This window comes from Methylobacterium sp. E-025 (assembly GCF_022829705.1).
In the GTDB taxonomy this organism is placed as follows: domain Bacteria; phylum Pseudomonadota; class Alphaproteobacteria; order Rhizobiales; family Beijerinckiaceae; genus Methylobacterium.
In genome coordinates, this window is sequence record NZ_JAKSYR010000131.1 from 1 (window position 1) to 1467 (window position 1467).

A 1467-nucleotide genomic window follows, 5' to 3' on the forward strand; every position below is an offset into this window, starting at 1 on the left:
ATGCAAAATTCAATCGCACGCGATCACGGCTTCGTTACCTCGTCGCTGTGGGTGAGCTTGCTAACCTAAGACCGATCTACCGGTCCCGCCGACCTCGTTCCTCGTCAGCCACCGCCTCCACCGCCGCGATCGCGTTCTCCAACTCCGCGATCCGCTTCAGCGTGCTGTCGGCCGGCATCGTATCGTACTGAGCGGCTTCCATGATAAGGTCGCGCTGGCGAGCCTTCAGGCGGTCCAGGAGGGCTTCAAGCTTGTCCATGGCGCCGTGTAACTAGGCATGCCTTTCTCGACAACAGCAAGCCGGTACCCCTCAGGCCGAGATCACGACGCTGCCAGCCGAGCGAGCCGCTCAAGCTCGTCTGTTGCGGGCTAGACACGGCACCAGGAAGGACTTGCCACTATGCTCGAAGGCCTACCTGTCCCGCCTCAAGGATTGCGGAATGCCGATCCGTCCCGAGCACCCCCATTTCTTCTTGTCCCGGAACATGTCGTACTGCGCCGGGCTGTCCTCCAGATTCGTGGAGCGATGGCTGATGATGAAGGACGGGTCGATGTCACCGTTTTGGATGCGCTCCATCAGCGGCTTCATATAGCGGACCATGTGGGTCTGGCCGGTCTTCAGGGTCAGGCCCTCCGGGTACCTACGCTTCTCGAACCTCGCCGCAGGCGAAGTACCGCGAGGATACCGAGAGTTGCGACGCCGGTGCAGATCACGGAAGGCCGGACGCCCGTACGCGTCGATGCGTGGTTCAAAGCCACCTCCAGTGCTCCAGCTAGATTGACCACCAGTGGGATGACCCGCGTATCAAGAAAAAGCTTGGGCGCAGATGGCCCAGCGCCTTTCTTGAGCATGTAATCCCGTTCAACGACCATGTTAACCTCTTTTTGCATCAAATGATAGATGCAGATAAATATTTGCATCCAAGCGTGATGATATGAAACGCTCGCCTCTAGCGGGGGTTGCCTCATGGGATCACCCTTGGAGTGCATTTGTTGTCAAAGCCTACGTTCAAACCCTACCGTCGTCCCTCCGGCGGGTGGGGTTCGGCCCTTTCGGTCGGCAACATTCTGAGGCGCGAGGGTGTGCTGGCGAGTGTTCCGGTCGCTCTGACCCGTCACAACAAGGTCGACGGCTACCAGTGCAACAGCTGCGCTTGGATCAAGCCGGCGAGCCCACTCCCATTCGAGTTCTGCGAGAACGGCGTAAAAGCCGTGGCCTGGGAGTTGACGGCTCACCGCTGCACCCTGGCCTTCTTCGCTGAGCACACCGTCACCGAACTGCTCGGCTGGGACGAGTTCCAGCTGGAGCATACCGGGCGCCTGACTCACCCGCTGCGCTACGACGCGGACTCAGACAAATATGTGCCCGTGTCGTGGGGGCATGCCCTGGACGAGATCGCGGGCGAGTTGCGCGCCGTGGAGGACCACCTCAAGGGAACAGTGTTTTACAGCTCTGGCCGCCTCTCG

General features: G+C 60.3%; 1 protein-coding gene and 2 pseudogenes. 1 reads left to right on the forward strand and 2 read right to left on the reverse strand.

Annotation, left to right across the window (positions count from 1 at the left end):
- Positions 1-76: 76 nt before the first annotated feature.
- Together MKK64_RS19170 and MKK64_RS19175 are read right to left on the reverse strand one after the other, a co-directional pair.
- Positions 77-259 carry a hypothetical protein gene (locus tag MKK64_RS19170; RefSeq protein WP_243936503.1) on the reverse strand — a complete coding sequence of 61 codons (183 nt, stop codon included), beginning with the start codon at positions 257-259 and terminating at the stop codon, positions 77-79.
- A 153-nt stretch (positions 260-412) separates the two neighbouring features.
- A pseudogene (locus MKK64_RS19175) lies at positions 413-634 on the reverse strand (hypothetical protein); the annotation flags it as partial.
- Between the two features lie 350 nt (positions 635-984).
- Here MKK64_RS19175 and MKK64_RS19180 point away from each other — a divergent pair.
- Positions 985-1467 (forward strand): annotated as a pseudogene (locus tag MKK64_RS19180) (formate dehydrogenase); the annotation flags it as partial.

What these genes read in the sequence shown, in the direction of transcription:
- MKK64_RS19170 (WP_243936503.1), bottom strand. Translation starts at nt 259, where the DNA reads ATGGACAAGCTTGAAGCCCTCCTGGACCGCCTGAAGGCTCGCCAGCGC.